We start from the raw sequence: 15,719 nt of genomic DNA, 5'->3' as shown, positions 1-15,719 counted from the left end.
GCTTACACCTCGCAAATCAGTTCGGCTAAGGCCTGTATGGCGGGATTACGTCGATCATAGTCCATATAGATTAGGTATAAAGGAATGCTTCTAACTCTTCCCATATCTAAGGGGAGTGCCGTTAATTCGCCTTGGTTGATTAAGTCTTCAATACGATGTGCCGGTAGCCAGCCAAAACAAAGATTACTGCGCACCGCTTCGATAGCGGCATCAACGGTATTGACTGTCCAGCGTTGACTTGAACGCTCAATTGTTGCACTGGCATATTGATGGTTATTATCCAAATGAACTTGAATGTAATGATTCAAGTCGGCTTCAGTTAAACGCGTTTTCTTAAGGTGATGCAAGGGATGTGCGGGGTGTGCCACGGCTACCAATTCTACATCTAAAAGTTTTTGGGCCATTAACTTGCCATTGAAAGGAAGCCCAATCGATAAATCGCAATTTGCCAGACTATTGGTTGGGGCGAGACGGACGATTTCTTTGAGTTCTACCTGAGTGTGGGGAAAGGTTTGTTTAAATGCACTTAAAGCTCTAAACAGCAATGACTTAGGGTAGATACTGTCGACTTCTAACTTAATGTTGGCAGGCGCGCCAGCGGTGAGCAGTTTGGCTCGAAGCTCAATGTTGGCGAATTCTTTTAATAAGGGTCGAACGTCTTCCAATAAGGTTGCCCCGAGTGGTGTTAACTGTACTTTTTTGCCGTGGATCCGCAGCAATTCTACGTCGAGCTGCTGTTGTAAGTTTTTGATCGCATAACTTACCGAGGATTGACTGCGGTGCACTTGTTTTGCCGCTGCGGTGAATCCACCGACATCGATCACGGTTTGCAGGATGTACCATTGTTCCAAAGTAGAGCGATGCATGACTATCCATCTAATTTTTAGATTGTTGTGAATGAAAAATAGCGTTTTTAGATTTATATTTCAAATGATAATGTTGTTCGAAATTAACTCAATGCGAGAAATTATTCTCAAGCATTCTTAGGAGAGCAATTTTATGAACAGCGAAAAAAATGAATTAGCTTTGGACCCGTTAGTCGGAAAACATCTTGTTTATACTTATGAAAATGGTTGGAAATACGAAATCTATGTGAAGTCTGACACCGTGTTTGACTACCGGATCCACAGTGGTATTGTTGGCGGTCGCTGGGTCACCGATCAGGTCGCCCATATTCACCCGATCGCGCAGCACGTCTATAAAATTTCTTGGGATGAACCCACGGGTACCTGCGTAAGTTTAACTATTAATTTAGCGCGACTAGAGTTACATGGAGTGATCTTCTTTCCGCGTTGGGTATTTAATGACCCGAAAAAAACCGTTTGTTATCAAAATGAACATCTAGAATTAATGCAGCAATACCGCGACGCTGGACCAACCTACCCGAAAGAGGTGGTTGATGAGTTTGCTAAAATAACCTTCATGGAAGATTGTGGTGCGGATCGAGATGATATTATCGCCTGTGCACCTGCTGAGCTTCCCGAATCTTTTCCGAACTAGTGCAATAGCAGAGATTTAATCATGAAAAACTATCCATTTAAAACCTTATTGTTGAGTGCTGTGAGCCTACTTTCGATGTTTGTGAGCTCAGCCTTTGCCGCGTCTCCTATTCCCCCTAATAACCAGCTGATGGTGACTACGGGTTTGGGCCAAGTGGCGGGTGTGGTGAAAGATGATATCGTCAGCTTCTATGGTGTGCCCTATGCCGAAAACCCCTTTGTTGAAGGGCGCCGCTTTCAGGCTCCGCAAGCCAAGCAAGCTTGGAGTGGGGTGTTAGATGCTAGCGCTTTGGGCGCACCAACTCCGCAGCCGAGTCGTGGTGTTAAAACCGAGTTAGTTGGCGCTCCAGGAGATCTTACCTTAAATATTTGGGCTCCTGCTGAGATGGGCAAGTTGCCGGGAAAACTACCGGTGATGGTATGGATCCCGGGTGGCGCTTTTATTCGTGAAGATGCTGGCGAATCGGTATACAACGGTAGTAGCTATGCCAAGCAGGGGGCGATTGTGGTCACGGTTAATTATCGGGTTGGCGTGGATGGTTTTATGCATTTGCAAGGCGCACCCGATAATCGCGGGATCTTGGATCAAATTCTCGCCTTGCAATGGGTGCAACAGCATATTGCTGCCTTCGGTGGTGATCCTAAACAGGTGACTTTATTTGGACAATCGGCTGGGGCCGAAAGTGTTGCAATTTTACTCGGCACTCCGGCGGCGAAAGGTCTATTTCATAAAGCGATTATGCAAAGCCCGCCAATGCAGGCGGTAAGCACAGCGCAAGCCACGCGCCTAAGCGAGGCATTTGCTGAACGATTCAAGGTTGCAGCCTCAATTGAAGGAATTGCGAGTGTGCCTTATCCTGAGCTAGTTGCTGGGGTAGTCGCGCTGGGGCAGCAGATCCAAGACCGTGAGCAATGGGGCGAGTTGTCTTGGGGTGGAACGGCTTTTCTGCCTGTTATGGACGGGAATCTGATTGTTGATACGCCAATGGTGAACCTTGCTAAAAATGCCGATCCGAGCATTCCGGTCATTGTTGGTAGCACCGATCAGGAAGCGAGATTGTATCTTGTTCCTGGTGGCCAACTAGACCGCATGACGAATGCCGAGGTGTCGCTATTTTTAGGGGACTTAAAGTTAGCGGGAAAACCAATGCAGGTGTATTCCGAGGATGGGCAAGCAACTCAGGGGGATATCTTCGCCGATATTCAATCGGACTACACCTTTAGAATGCCGGCCTTACATATTGCAGAGACACTGGTCAACAATGGTAATCCAGTTTGGCATTATAATTTTTCCTGGCGTTCAAAAGCATTTGGAGGTCAGTTAGGGGCCGCCCATTTTGTGGATGTTCCTTTCTCTTTCAATACCTTAGCAACGGAGCAAGCCAAAGCGTTTGTTGGTAGTGATGCACCACAATCACTGGCCGATTCGATGCATCGTCAGTGGCTTGATTTTGCGAAAACAGGTCAAGTTAGTTGGAGCCAGTATCAGCTTAATCAACGCTATAGCATGCGTTTTGACGCCCAGTCAAAGCAACAGCGCGATCCAGAAAAGTCGCGACGCTTGTTATGGGATGGCTATTCTTTCTAGCGCTTCGCTTCAAGCTCAAATACCCCACTAAAATAACTGGGGAATTTGAGCGTCAATGCGGGTGTTCAGTATGAGGCGGTGAATCTTTTTCGGCAAAAGCATAATTGTTTTTGCCATTAGATTTTACCGTATACATGGCTTCATCGGCTCGATTAATCAGCCTTTCTGCATCTTGAGCATGGTCTGGATACAGTGCGATACCGATGCTGGCTCCGATCTGAAGAGGCTGCTCGTTGAAATGAAAAGGAGCCTTCAAATTGTTAATCAGCTTTTGCGCAATTAATTTGATATCGTCAGGATCGCTAATGTCGCTCAATACCACCATAAACTCATCCCCGCCAATCCGTGCCACGGTATCCATTTCACGTACCGTGGCGCAAAGTCTTTTGCCAACATTTATCAGCACTGCATCACCAGCATCATGACCATAGCTGTCGTTGATTGTTTTAAAACCATCGAGGTCAATAAATAAAACAGCTGCGCATTTTTTGTGACGATGTGCCATCGCGATGGCGGTAGACAACTTCTCCCGACAGAGTCGTCGAGTGGCTAGACCTGTGAGGGCATCATGGTTGGCCATGTGCCGAAGCCGTTCTTCAGCGGATTTTTGCTCGGTGATATCGGTGCGTAACGAGATATAACGTTGCGGCACACCGTGTTCATTTAAAAAGGGGACAATGGTTGAGCTGACCCAATAGTGCTCACCGTTTTTCGTCAAATTACAAATTTCTCCTTGCCACACCTTGCCTTGAGTGATGGTTGACCACATGCTCTTATAAAATTCTGGTGAATGCACTTTTGATTTAATCACTCGGTGAGTTTTGCCGAGCAGTTCTTCTTCAGAATAACCGGATATTTGTAAAAACTTGGTGTTGACGTAGGTGATCCGACCGGAGCGATCTACGGCGCTAATAATCGCATGTTCGTCAAGCGCATTTTTACGGAATGCCAGTTCTTCTACCATGGTTTTAAATGCTTTGCTTAGATCGCCAATTTCGTCTTCCGTTAGTGATGGGAGTGCCGGTCTAAAATTACCCTCGACGACTTTCTGGGTGGCGAGGCTTAGCTTTTTAAGTGGCCTATAGATAATTTTATATTGGCTTAATAGGGCAATGAGTTGGCTTAATAAAACCAAGCCTATCACCATGTTTCTCACCTTATTAATATCCGAGATAACGGTTTGTCGCTTATCACTCCAGTTTACGTCTAACTCAATACGACCTAGATATTTCTCTCCTGAACTTAGTTCATGAACAATATGAATTAGTTGCTTGCTCTGCTTGTCATTTAGCGATGGTTTTACGATGGGGTAATAACGCTTGTTGTTATAGTTATATAGCGCGATGTTCTGCCAGCGAGACTTATAGGTTTCTTCTAAATATTCGAGGTGAACGTATAACGCGCCCAAGTCTCGCTGTAGTAGGCTCTTGGCAATTGATGATTCTCCCAAAGTGAGCAATTCATAAGTATGTTTCTTATATTCTGTCTTGGCGTTTTCCAATTGCAGCGGGATCCAGTACAACTGAATAATCAGGCTTATCAGAATCAGGCCTATCAAAGGTGGTATCGCGAGCTTTAAATTAATTTTCATCTATTTATTTGGCGCCACATAGAAACGTTCAAGGTCCATTGTTTTGAGTGGTAAATAATCATCTAGGTTTGCCGGTCCTATACTGTTAATGGGGATCTTGGATAATAGTAACTGCCCCTTTTTTGAGCTGCCCATCTCTAATAAAGCATCACGTACTCGCTCTCTTACTTCAATTGGAACTTGAGGTCGTGCAGTAAAGGGGTGAGGCGCTACTTTTGCGGTGCTGTGAATGATGTTTAGTAGTTCTTTATATTGTTTCTTTTGGCGATTCAGGGTTTTTTGCACTCCACCGCCTGCGTCTGCTTCATCTAATAATACATTGAGGTAAACAGAGTCGTGAGTTTTGACATAGCGAGCGTTAAAGTTGAGGTCATATTGGTCTTTCAGTTCTTGTCGCATCAGTAGCGATGCGCCCAGTGCATTAGGCGACGGAAAAACCAAGGTCTTGCCATCTAGTTGTGTAGGGCTTGTGATATTGCTGTCTTTTTTTACAACTAATACGCCATAAAGCTTACGGCCATGATCGCGAACTAAAGGAAGATAACCAGCTTGCTGATTGGCAATCAGCAGGTGGTAAGGATTCATGTAAGCGAAGTCGTATTTGGCAGCGGCCAAGTCTTGCTCGAAATCAGGGATAGAGGTGGAGCCCAACAATTTAAATTTGTAGCCTGTTTTAGCGGTTAGCTGCAGCAGTATTGGATGCCAAATTTGATGCAGTTTATTGGTTTCAAATTGAGGCACAATCCCCACAGAGTAAACTCGCTCTGTTTGCGCTGTGTAACCAGTGGTACTGGTCGTACTTAAAATAAATAAAATAAGGGCAGTCAGTTGCTTCATCGGGCACCTACTTTAATTGGGGGGCATTATCAGCTTATTTTACAATATAGTCACAATGAGTCGTGTCATCGAGATTTCTGGTTATTTCTGGTGAGTATGTCACTTTTGGCAAACAAGATCGTGGCTTCTTGCATGGCTCAACTTATAAACGCTTGTTATGAGTGAGTACCATTATCATGTGTGGTTTTAAGGCGCATGAAAGTGGCGTTTGTGTAGAAAGTGGTCTTTATTTATTGGCGAACCAAGCGCTTGATTGGAGTTAATGGATGAAGGTTAAGGAGCAAGGAGTTGAAAAGTGGAATACATCAGTTTAAGTCCGTCGAATATTGCAACTGAGCATATCTGCTGTGCATTTTCGGATAAAAAGTGTCAACAAAGTTATCAGGCAAAAAAAGACTGGTTAACCCAACAATTTGAGCAAGGCTATGTATTCAAACGCCTCAATCAACGGGCAAAGGTGTTTATTGAATATGGTCCTGCCGAAACCGCATGGTTGCCGATCGTGGCGCCTAATTACTTGGCGCTTGGTTGTTTTTGGGTGTCGGGAAAATATAAAGGCCATGGGCATGGTCTATATCTTTTAAACCAAGCGATTGAAGATGCCAAGCAGCAGGCCAAACTAGGTTTAGTTGCGGTGGCGGGTCGCAACAAAAATCATTTTATGAGCGATAGCAAATGGTTAATTAAACAGGGTTTTGTGGTGTGCGATGAAACTGCGGATGGCTTCGTTTTACTCTGTTTAGCCTTCGACGAGGAGCCGGTACTCCCTAGCTTCGCTGCTCAGCTTAAAAGCCCGGGGCTTGTACCGCAAGGCTGTGTCGTCTATTTTTCTAATCGCTGCCCTTTTGCTGAATATCATGCGACTCAATCTTTAAGAGAAAGTTGTGAAAAACGTCATATTCCATTGACCGTTATTAAGCTTGATACTTGTCAGCAGGCGCAAAACTGCCCTTCTCCGGCAACCATCTTTAGTTTGTTTTACAACGGTCGGTTTGTGACGACAGATATTAGTGCATGTATGGATAGTCGGTTTGACAAATTCATTCAAGCTTAAGCTCGTATCGTATGATGAGGCGAATCTAAAGCTTGTTGCTGAAATGCTAATATTGAGCAGTTGTCGAGTTTTTTTACACATTTGCATCATTCCTCATGTACAGTTTTATTTACTTATTCGTAAGGCATTGAATTAAATGGTTATTTACTTGTTGGCTTAATTTTTGCTCTTGATGCGCAGACTGAGCGGTCGAGAAACCATCGCTTATCACGGTTTCACTTTGAAAACATTGAATAAATTTAGGCGACTTAGCAGTATCAGGAAAAGTTATATGTTTTATGAAAAATTTGGCCAAGCAGCAGTGATCGGTGTTGCCTTATTGTACTCAGCAGCTAGCCAAGCAACGCCTTTAAGTGATTACAATTTAATCCTCACTGGTGACTATAACTACCAAGGTGGAGAAGTCGAAGGACGAACCATTATTGGTGGTGACTTAAATGCCGCTGGGCAATCGCCAACTTTTGCGATTCGTGAAACCACCGTCCCTTTTGAAGATACGGTTACAGTTGCAGGCAATATCAATGCTTCGAATATTAACCTGAATGCTGGCAGCCTGACTTACGGTGGCAACTTAAATGTGAGCAACGTAAACCTAAATGGTGGCGGCTCCAGTGTGCAAAAAGTGACGGCAGGCGATCAAGCTGCCATGGCCAGTAATATGGCTGGTCTTGAGTCGCAACTACGTGCCGATTCCGCATATTTTTCCGGTTTAACTGCAAATGGTAGCTTTAGCGCTAGTCACTTGTCTTATAGTGGTAGCGATGATATGGCGGTATTTAATGTCAACTTCAGTGAGGTGTTTGCCCAAAATAACTCTTTGTCATTAGCGGCTGGCTCGGCTAAAACGGTGGTCATTAACGTAGCCGGCTCTGCGGTATCGGTAGCCGGAGGGGTCAACCTTACCAGCGGTTTTGGGATCTTAGATGATGGCCTGAACATTGGCGCGGCGAATATTTTGTGGAACTTCTACGAAGCAGAAACTATCGATTTTAACAGTATCGCCTTTGTCGGCGCGGTATTGGCAATGGATGCCGATTTGGTTGGTGGTGCAGTGTTTGATGGCAGTGTTGCGGCGGAGAGTTTCACCGGTGCCAGAGAATTCCACAATACCGGCTTTAACTGGCAAGAGCCGCAAATTCCTGCGACGGTGAGTGAAGGTTCGAGTTCTATTTTATTTGCCCTTGGCTTAGGCTTTGTGGTGTTATCGCGCCGCCGTAATTGCATCTAAAATAAGCTTTAGCTATTTTCCTGTGCGCCTGTGAACAGCCCCATGCCTTGCATGGGGCTTTTTTAGTGCCATTTCGAACGGTTTGGCCGTACTTTTTGAGGCGAGTATTAAACGCCTTCAGATGGCCCAATGGTTGTGTTTATCATTTGCTATTTTGCAAATTTGAGTATTGATAATGTGATTCACCTGTTAGCGCTCAATATTAGTAATATTCGGTTTAAAAACAAATGCTTAGTTGCTGCCTCGAAGCGTCGTTAACAAGCAATTATATTGAATCAGTTTATGAATGTAGATTATGGCCTCGCGGTCAGAGAGCTTTGCTTCATTGGATGGGAATTGCTGTTTCTCATCTCTAGTTAATACAAAATCTGCTCTGTTCGGAGGCGTTGACTCATATTTTACCGAATTATCAATTTGAGAGTGTGGCGCTGAATATTTTGTTCCTTTTCTTGTTTTTCTGCGGTGACTATTTGCATGCTTGTCTGGATCCTCTGTGAGTTCATTTCAGGTGGATTTGATGATGGTGTTATGACTTTGGCGACTCAATGACAAAGTTCATCAAACCCGGTCGATGGTATAGATCTACGTCTTGCACGGGTTTCATTCCGATCTTTGTAAGCACGCGTTGAGAGGCAATATTTTCTTGTACAGCAACCCCATAGAGCGCATTGGCTATGTTTTGATTAAAAGCCCATTTTAGGACTGCATGTGCCGATTCAGTCGCATAACCATAACCCCCACAGGCATGGACCAGGCCCATTCGGATATCGATAAACGCTGGGTTCGGTGCATATTCAAAGCCGATAAAGCCGATTTTTTTAGAGGCTTGATGGGTAAGTTCAATAATAAAGGTTCCAAATTTATGCTCTTGCCAATGCTGTATTCGATTTTCTAGATAACTGCGTTGTTGCTGTGTTGAATATGGTTTTTCGTGAGGAAGATATTTAGTTTGCAGCGGACAAGATAAAATCTCTGTAATAATGTCGATGTCGTTTGTATCGGGTTTTCTTAGTTTTAATTGTTTGGTTTTAATCATTGAATGCTCCAAATAGCAATATACTTAGACCAACGTGCATCACTCATTGATATTCTGTCAACTGCTGGTCTTTAAAACTTGAAAGGTTCGACGCGATATAAGCCACCCAAGACCATGAATTCTTGCTCGCCTTGCAGGCTGCGGGGCAGTAGCGACTCGAAACAGACGATTTTGCTCAAAGGTACCTGCACCGCAAACACTTTTGAGCCGAAGCGTAATGCCGCCTCGGGATCGGCGGTGAAGGAGCTGAGGTTATTGAACAGTTTTACCGCTTGTCCTTCGAGGTGATATTCCGGCAAGGCGGTGCAACCTCGATAGAGGCTGAGGTGCTCGCCATTGGGGTGACGCAGCCGCAGCTCCTGTTGGCAAAAGCAGTAGAGTAGATCTAACTGGTCATAGAGTTCATTGGTATTGTAGGTCGCTTGGCTACACTGTTGGCGAAAGCGCAAATAGGCCGGGCCGTCTGGATCGGCCAGCGTTTCATGGTGAAAACAAGTGAGCAGGCCAAAGCGTGACTCCACCCAGCTGCGCCACGCCGCTCCCTGTTGATTATCGGAGTCAAATAACCACCCCAGCAATAGCCGTCGATAGTTGACCTTCGGCCGCGGCGGAGGTTGGTCGTTTGGGTTTGCTTGGCTGCGCCCCTGCGCTAAGTGAAAGCGAAAATTCATAAAGTCTTTAAACTGTGCGGCGCGTTGTTCGGCAGTTTCGGCCCGCTTTAAACCCGCAAATAATTTGGGATACCAGGTGCTAATTAAATCCAGTTGCAAAGGGATCGGCTGTTGCTGATAGGCCAAGCTGGCCAGTAACCAGGAAGGCAGATTGCAATGATTCAGCGGCAGGCAGATCTGCTGCAATAACTGCGTTTCGCTGGCGCCGGGGCTGTAGAGCTGCGAATTCATCGGGCTGCGATGACGTGTTCTGGCTGGTTTTGTGAAGCCGCGAACAGCCCATCGGCCAAGCTGGCAATCTGTTGGTGTTGATGCAAGGCCTGCCGCCAGTCCTGACGAATATTTTGATGGCCGTAATAAGCTCCGGCTAACTGACCGGCAATGGCGGCGGTGGTATCGGCATCGTTGCCCAAGTTGGCCGCCGCCAGCACGCAGGATTCAAAATCGTCACTATTGACAAAACACCACAGTGCCGATTCGAGGCTCTCAATCACATAGCCGCTGCCGGTGAGCGCAGCGTAAGGTTTTTCGAGAAACTCACCCGCCTTGATGCGGCTTAGTTCATCGCTTTGTGGGGTGTAGGCGATGTGATGAAAACTCTGTTTGTCGCCACCTTCAATCAAGCTCAGTAATAGCAGCGATAAATAGCGACAGGCATCGATGCACAGCGGTGAGGCATGAGTGGTGCGTGAGCTTTCTCCGCCATAATGAACCGCAGCAAGTGGCTGTTGCTGGTAAAAAATCGGGATCGGCGCCAGGCGCATGATCGAACCATTGCCAGAGCTCCGGCGTGCCTTGGAGCCAGCAAAGGCTTGGCCGGTTTTTTGATAACGACGCAGGGCGGAGGAGACCGTAACCCCCACATCAAAGCAAACACCAATACTACTCATGTAGCCTTTATCCAGCCAATTGCAGTAGCGCTGCATTTGATCCTCTGGGTCAAATCCGTCGCTTTCCAGCAAGCTATGTCCGAGGCACAGAGCCATCGAGGTATCGTCGGTCCAGTGGCCCTTCTTTAAACAAAAGTGACCGCCACCCACCATATCGGTGAGGGGTTTAAAGCTCCCCGGTATCTGAAACTCGAGGGTGGTGCCAATGGCATCCCCTACCGCTAGACCAACCAGGCATCCTCTGGACTTATCCTGAGCGAGATTCTCGTAGGGTACAGGCATAACAGCTCCCTTGTGTATGCTGATGCTTTAACTTAAACCTTATTGTCTGAGTTGTCATGAGTTGACGCCAATTCCTTTTATATTTTGTGGGTTTATTTCAGGCTGATGCCAAGGCCTTGCTCTGTGCCAAACCGTGGTTCAGATCGCGCGTGGCTTATTTGCCTGCAGCTGTTACTCGTTGGTCTAAGCTATCCAGCCCAGTAGTCTCCACCACAAATAGTCCAGAGGCATCAGTACCACAATGGTCAGTAATGCCAGTGGAAGGGTTATTTTAAGCAGATCGGCCAGGCGCTCGCCAGACAGCTGCATCGCGACGATTAATGGAGCAACCTGATAAGGAAACAGCACCGTTGAGAAACCAATCACTTGGGTCATTAACACCGCGGGTAGGCTAAAGCCGGTGGCCTCAGCAAAATTTGCTGCCATCGGAGAGAGCACCGTTGGTACTCCGGGAATGGTGGTAATGAGTCCGGTGAAGGTTGAAATCAGTGATAGTGACATAAAGTTTAAGAAAGTATTTTCTATGGTATTGGGTAGCAAGTGACTAAAAGCCTGTCCTACATACTCGCCTAGCCCGGACGCATTGACCAAAGCGCCTAGGCCTAAGGCTGCGGCAACAAAGATGACGGTGCCAAAGTCGATGGAACTGTTAAAGGACTTCGCTGCCAGCACGCCCCATTTGGGCATCAGTAGGATAATCGCGGCCACTAGACCGACCCAAGCAGGGTTTACTCCATGTAGTGAGTCGCTGATCCAGAACAACAAGGTAATGCCCAAAATAATGCCAACTCGTTTTTGAATTTTACTATCAAATGGTTCATCTGGTTTGGGCGAATGGTTTCCCGTGGTGGATGAAATTTTTGCTGGAAAGATCCACAGGACCAGCAATACGATCAATAGCGACTTCAGGATCCCCAAGACAGGAAAATGCAACAGCAGGTATTCGGTATAGTGATAGTGAATGTTAAACAGGGTTTCGCTCGAGCCCGCTAAAATCATGTTGGGAATGTTGGACGGTAAGATTGCAAAGCTTGGCATATTACAAGCTAGCGCCAGTGCTGTTGCGATCCCGCGACGCCCGTTGCTGCCTAGGTTAAAGCCCACCTGTTCGGCCAATGCCATTCCGATTGGAATTAATACGACTGAACGCCCAACAGAAGAGGGCATCACAAAGCCCAGCAACATGGCACTGGCGACTAGGCCGCCGATTAAGCGAGGATAACTAGCGGTTAAATAGGGAGCAATGCTGAAGGCGAGCTTTTTACCCAAACCGGAAACTGAGATCGCGGAACCAATAACAAAGCCTGAGATAATCAACCACACCGCGGTTGAGCCAAATCCAGAGAACAAGATGTTGGGTGCGATGAGTTTAAATACTGCAACTAAAGCAAAAAATAGCAAACCAGTGAGGAAAGGGGGGAGAGCACCAGTACTCCAAAAAATCAGAGTAATGAAGACCACCGCCGCGCTATGCGAAAATCCATCTGCATGACCCTCGATAGGAAACAGCGTGAACCATAGGGCGAGAGCCACCGCCGTCAATAGAATCACATTTTTAAAGTTGAGTTTGCTATCCATATCGTTCGCTTCTCCTGGAAGAGTGAAAAAAGACTTGAAATGACTGTGCTTGTCTTTCTAAGATAGCGAATCCTCTTTGTCGTTTTAAGGTGTAAATATGACAAAACTTATTCCTAATACGACAATGTTACCGCCTAGTGATGCAGCATTCACGATTGATGCGAGCCGACCAGTATTGAGCAATGGCCGAGATATGCTCGCCGAAGTCAATATTTCACCGCATTCCCATCCGCGAGGCCAACTACTTTGGGCCATGGAAGGGGTATTGCGAGTGACCAGCGAACAAGCCGTGTGGGTGGTGCCATCGACTCATTCGGTTTGGATCCCGATGAACACCTATCATCAGGTGAGTAGTGAAACTGCCGTTCAAATTCGTAATCTGTACATCGACCCGTCATTCCCAATTCGTCAACATGAACAAGCGGTGGTGATGTTAAGCATGAGTCCCTTGATGCGCGAAATTGCACTGCGGCTTAATCAAGATCCTCCAAGCATGAACCAAACGAGTATCCAGCGTTTGGGACTGGTAGCGATTGACGAGCTGGAGAATTTATCGGCCTTTGAAGTGCGGATCCCGGCTGGCAATGACCCGCGATTGGCGAAACTGATCCATCATATGGTGCAAAATCCCAATCAGAATTTACCCTTGTTGGACTTAGCAAAACGAGTGGGTGCGAGTGTGCGTACCATCGAACGTTTATTTAAAGCCGAAACCGGGATGACTTTTCGCCAATGGCGCAGCCGCTTTCGTTTGATGAACTCACTGGAGCTCTTGAGCCGAGGGGAAAGCTCCAGCTTGGTTGCACATTCCTTAGGCTATAAAAGTGTCAGTAGTTTTGTGCAGGCCTTTCGCTTGCAATTTGGCTGCACGCCTCAGGATTATGCGAAGCAACGATAAGCTATTGTGATCCCGTTTTTATTGTAGAGAACGTTGCTTGGGGTGTTTGCCGATTCGGCGAAGATGAAGGGTTTATATTTTTGCTTCTTAGTGGCTGTGGCACGAGTGGTCAGTTTGGGTTTCGCCTGGACGGCGCCGTAGGCGAAAGCTCTTGTTTTTAGTCTACTATTTTAATTGGATTTTTAGGTGAGCTGGTTATGTAGATTTCGCCTGGACGGCGACGTCATTTTTCTTTGACGAGCAAAGAAAAACGAAGCAAAAAGAAAACTCGCCCTGCATTATCTTCCTCCTGCGTTGCTCGTATCTAAGTGCGTCGAAAAACTCGCTACGCTCAAACAGGTTTCGACTTTATCACTTAGACACTTGCGCTACTCGGCGATAATGAAGGTATGAAAAGAGATGACGCTTTGTGTTGTGGCGCTTTGATAACAGACACTTAAGCTATATTCAGCTTCGTGAAATCAAAATCGCTACAGGCACTCATTTGAAATTAAGAACTATTAATCGCAAACCGATTTAATAAAAGAAAGCTCAACAACTATCCAAGTGGGGCTTCCCCATCATCTTCTCCGAGTAGCGTAAATGAACTAGGGAGATTCGTTGAAGTCTGTTTGAGCGTAGCGAGTTACTTCGACGCCCTAGTGAGTGCGCAACACAGGATTTAAGAAGATGCAGGGCAGCCTTTCTTTTGCTGGTAAGCTTTAGCTGGACAAAGCTTATGACGGCGCCGTAGGCGAAAGCGCTGCTTTTTACGAGTGATTCTGATTGGTCGTAATGGCGTGTTGGCAGTGCTGTTTTGCCGTGGGGATAAGTCCGACAAAAAAAGCCCCGAGCATTGCTCAGGGCTTTCAATTTCACAGTTAGCTAATCGTCATTAGCCAAAAGCGAGAAGATTAACCGCCAACGGCAATTTTCTTCATGTCTTTCATGTAGCCACGAAGTTTCTTACCAACTACTTCGACCGGATGGCTGCGTAGTGCTTCGTTTACTTCGATGAGGCGCGCGTTATCCACGCCGTTATCTTGCTCTTCGAAGCCTTTACCGATGTACTCTAAGCTGATGTTGTTCACGGTATCGCGCAATAGGGGCACGGCAGCGTGCGAAAATAGGTAACAACCGTATTCTGCAGTATCAGAGATAACCACGTTCATTTCGTATAAACGTTTACGAGCGATGGTGTTGGCGATGAGTGGCGTTTCGTGTAGTGACTCGTAGTAAGCACTTTCTTCGATGATGCCAGCAGCAACCATGGTTTCGAAGGCGAGCTCAACACCAGCTTTGACTAGGGCGACTAAAATGATGCCTTTGTCGAAGAACTCTTGCTCGGTAATTTCTACCTCAGATACTGGCGCTTTTTCAAAACCGCTTTGGCCAGTTTCTTCACGCCATTTTAGTAGGTTTACGTCATCGTTGGCCCAATCTTTCATCATGGTTGATGAGAATTCGCCCTCGATGATGTCGTCCATGTGTTTTTCAAATAGCGGACGCATTAAGTCTTTAAGCTCGTCGGCTAGGTCAAAACATTTGATTTTAGCTGGGTTAGATAGACGGTCGACCATGTTGGTGATGCCACCGTGCTTCAATGCTTCGGTAACCGTTTCCCAACCAAATTGAATGAGTTTAGCGGCGTAGCCGGGTTCAATACCTTCGGCAACCATTTTGTCATAGGCTAAGATTGCACCGGTTTGTAACACACCACATAAAATGGTTTGCTCACCCATTAGGTCAGATTTAACTTCCGCAACAAAAGAAGACTGAAGTACACCGGCACGGTCACCACCGGTTGCAGAAGCATAAGCTTTTGCAATCGCAAGACCGTTGCCTTGAGGATCATTTTCTGGATGCACTGCGATTAGGGTTGGTACCCCAAAACCACGTTTGTATTCTTCACGAACCTCAGTGCCTGGGCATTTTGGCGCCACCATCACTACGGTGATGTCTTCACGCACTTGCATGCCTTCTTCAACAATGTTGAAGCCATGCGAGTAAGCGAGGGTAGAACCTTGCTTCATTAACGGCATAACCGCTTCAACCACGTTGCTGTGTTGCTTGTCTGGGGTGAGGTTAAGCACCATATCAGCTTGTGGGATTAGCTCTTGGTAAGTCCCAACTTTAAAGCCGTTGTCGGTCGCTTGTACAAAAGAAGCGCGCTTCTCTTGAATTGCCGCGTCACGCAAAGCGTAAGAAATGTTGAGCCCAGAATCACGCATGTTTAAACCTTGGTTTAGGCCTTGTGCACCACAACCAATTACTACGATGTTCCAGTCTTTAATAAAGTTACAACCATCAGCAAATTCGCTGCGATCCATAAAACGACATTTACCCAATTGCTCTAGTTTCTCGCGCAAACTTAGGGTGTTGAAATAATTAGCCATGTTCGACTCCGTAAAATAGCGTTAATCAAATGATGATGGTGTTGTTGTGTTTACGAGATCCCAATGCACTTCTTTTCTTGAGCGCGTTTCTTATCCTGTCTCGTGATGGATTTAATATAAACCTAAACTAATATTGCGTAAAATGATGATTTTGGGATATTGTATTGCATAAAGTGAAACAGGCTTTATCAA

At 46.2% G+C, this 15,719-nt stretch carries 13 protein-coding genes; 5 read left to right on the top strand and 8 right to left on the bottom strand.

The features are described from left to right. Window positions 1-2: 2 nt before the first annotated feature. The gene (locus ACRRS1_RS20810; RefSeq protein WP_432468811.1) at window positions 3-866 is read right to left on the bottom strand and encodes a LysR family transcriptional regulator; all 864 of its coding nucleotides are present in this window, start codon (window positions 864-866) and stop codon (window positions 3-5) included. Between the two features lie 133 nt (window positions 867-999). Between ACRRS1_RS20810 and ACRRS1_RS20805 the strand changes: the two genes are divergently transcribed. Together ACRRS1_RS20805 and ACRRS1_RS20800 are read left to right on the top strand one after the other, a co-directional pair. After that, on the top strand, window positions 1,000-1,500 hold the full coding sequence (locus ACRRS1_RS20805; RefSeq protein WP_432455606.1) for a phenolic acid decarboxylase: 501 nt from the start codon (window positions 1,000-1,002) through the stop codon (window positions 1,498-1,500). 21 nt (window positions 1,501-1,521) lie between these two features. After that, on the top strand, window positions 1,522-3,087 hold the full coding sequence (locus ACRRS1_RS20800; RefSeq protein ID WP_432460357.1) for a carboxylesterase/lipase family protein: 1,566 nt from the start codon (window positions 1,522-1,524) through the stop codon (window positions 3,085-3,087). A gap of 52 nt (window positions 3,088-3,139) precedes the next feature. Here the strand turns inward: ACRRS1_RS20800 and ACRRS1_RS20795 are convergent, their stop codons facing one another. Further along, complete coding sequence (locus ACRRS1_RS20795; RefSeq protein ID WP_432468812.1) at window positions 3,140-4,678, bottom strand: diguanylate cyclase domain-containing protein; 1,539 nt, start codon at window positions 4,676-4,678, stop codon at window positions 3,140-3,142. Continuing rightward, complete coding sequence (locus ACRRS1_RS20790; protein ID WP_432468813.1) at window positions 4,679-5,515, bottom strand: phosphate/phosphite/phosphonate ABC transporter substrate-binding protein; 837 nt, start codon at window positions 5,513-5,515, stop codon at window positions 4,679-4,681. 295 nt (window positions 5,516-5,810) lie between these two features. On the opposite strand from ACRRS1_RS20790, the gene ACRRS1_RS20785 reads away from it, so the two are divergent. Together ACRRS1_RS20785 and ACRRS1_RS20780 are read left to right on the top strand one after the other, a co-directional pair. Beyond that, window positions 5,811-6,569 carry a GNAT family N-acetyltransferase gene (locus ACRRS1_RS20785; RefSeq protein WP_432468814.1) on the top strand — a complete coding sequence of 253 codons (759 nt, stop codon included), beginning with the start codon at window positions 5,811-5,813 and terminating at the stop codon, window positions 6,567-6,569. Between the two features lie 271 nt (window positions 6,570-6,840). Next, complete coding sequence (locus tag ACRRS1_RS20780) at window positions 6,841-7,797, top strand: choice-of-anchor A family protein (RefSeq protein ID WP_432468815.1); 957 nt, start codon at window positions 6,841-6,843, stop codon at window positions 7,795-7,797. 526 nt (window positions 7,798-8,323) lie between these two features. On the opposite strand, the gene ACRRS1_RS20775 is transcribed toward ACRRS1_RS20780, so the two are convergent. The 4 genes from ACRRS1_RS20775 to ACRRS1_RS20760 form a co-directional block, all read right to left on the bottom strand. Then, the gene (locus tag ACRRS1_RS20775; RefSeq protein ID WP_432468816.1) at window positions 8,324-8,833 is read right to left on the bottom strand and encodes a GNAT family N-acetyltransferase; all 510 of its coding nucleotides are present in this window, start codon (window positions 8,831-8,833) and stop codon (window positions 8,324-8,326) included. 71 nt (window positions 8,834-8,904) lie between these two features. Beyond that, window positions 8,905-9,735, bottom strand: a complete 831-nt coding sequence (locus ACRRS1_RS20770; protein WP_432468817.1) for an NAD(+)--dinitrogen-reductase ADP-D-ribosyltransferase — start codon at window positions 9,733-9,735, stop codon at window positions 8,905-8,907. Continuing rightward, window positions 9,732-10,676, bottom strand: a complete 945-nt coding sequence (locus ACRRS1_RS20765) for an ADP-ribosylglycohydrolase family protein (RefSeq protein ID WP_432468818.1) — start codon at window positions 10,674-10,676, stop codon at window positions 9,732-9,734. The genes ACRRS1_RS20770 and ACRRS1_RS20765 overlap by 4 nt, the downstream gene beginning before the upstream one ends. Window positions 10,677-10,859: 183 nt before the next feature. Then, on the bottom strand, window positions 10,860-12,254 hold the full coding sequence (locus ACRRS1_RS20760; RefSeq protein ID WP_432468819.1) for an SLC13 family permease: 1,395 nt from the start codon (window positions 12,252-12,254) through the stop codon (window positions 10,860-10,862). A 97-nt stretch (window positions 12,255-12,351) separates the two neighbouring features. Between ACRRS1_RS20760 and ACRRS1_RS20755 the strand changes: the two genes are divergently transcribed. Further along, complete coding sequence (locus ACRRS1_RS20755) at window positions 12,352-13,152, top strand: helix-turn-helix domain-containing protein (RefSeq protein ID WP_432468820.1); 801 nt, start codon at window positions 12,352-12,354, stop codon at window positions 13,150-13,152. 893 nt (window positions 13,153-14,045) lie between these two features. Here the strand turns inward: ACRRS1_RS20755 and ilvC are convergent. Then, the gene (ilvC, locus tag ACRRS1_RS20750; RefSeq protein ID WP_432460348.1) at window positions 14,046-15,527 is read right to left on the bottom strand and encodes a ketol-acid reductoisomerase; all 1,482 of its coding nucleotides are present in this window, start codon (window positions 15,525-15,527) and stop codon (window positions 14,046-14,048) included. Between the last annotated feature and the right edge of the window lie 192 nt (window positions 15,528-15,719).

The sequence above is a fragment of the Agarivorans sp. Z349TD_8 genome (genome assembly GCF_050870825.2).
Lineage (GTDB): Bacteria > Pseudomonadota > Gammaproteobacteria > Enterobacterales > Celerinatantimonadaceae > Agarivorans.
The sequence above is the reverse complement of the archived record's forward strand: the minus strand, read 5'-3'. Positions and strand labels throughout refer to the sequence as shown.